1 protein-coding gene is annotated in these 727 nt (G+C 58.7%); it reads left to right on the forward strand.

Translation table 11 applies throughout. The features are described from left to right. Window positions 1-23 precede the first annotated feature (23 nt). A partial coding sequence (locus I6F37_RS38340) for an AMP-binding protein (protein ID WP_225152950.1) occupies window positions 24-727 on the forward strand: 704 nt, incomplete at its 3' end.

A 727-nucleotide genomic window follows, 5' to 3' on the forward strand; every position in this document is an offset into this window, starting at 1 on the left:
GGCCGACCGAGTGCGCCGACGGCGTGACGCATCATCTGGTTTCCGTTCCGCCTGCGCTGGCTGAGCCTTATGTGCCGATCGGCAGGCCAATTCAAAACGTTGAGGTTTATGTCGCGGACGGACCACGACTCTGCAGTGTAGGAGAAGTCGGCGAAATCTGTGTTAGCGGCGTCGGTGTCGCTGCCGGTTACGTCAATGACCATGTCCGCACCAAGGATGCGTTTGGGCCGAACCCGTTCTCAAACGACCTATCTTTCCGGCGCCTATATCGGACAGGTGATCTTGGGCGCGTTCGTTCCGACGGGCTTCTGGAATGTCTCGGTCGACGGGATCGTCAGGTTAAAATTCGCGGGCACAGAATCGAGCTGGGAGAAATCGAAGCTCGTTTGTCCGCTCATCCCTCGGTGCATGGCGCCGTCGCAGTCGCCTCTGTCTGCGCAGGTGTAAAGCTTACGGCGCGAGATATAGCTGGGTCGGAGGCGCAAGCCGAATCGCGGCGTCTGGTCGCGTATGTGTCGGCTCCAGCTGAACTGGCGGAAAGCGATCTTCGGAAGTTTCTTGCTGAGGCACTCCCCAGCTACATGCTTCCGGAAAGAATCGTCCATGTGGACGATATTCCACTGACCAGGAACGGAAAGGTCGATTTTGCAGCGTTGCCTGACCCGGCCAGTGTTCGGCCGTTATTGTCAACGCCCTTCGCGGAGCCGCAATCAGACCTCGAAGTCCG

This window comes from Bradyrhizobium sp. NBAIM08 (assembly GCF_020193935.1).
GTDB lineage: Bacteria > Pseudomonadota > Alphaproteobacteria > Rhizobiales > Xanthobacteraceae > Bradyrhizobium > Bradyrhizobium yuanmingense.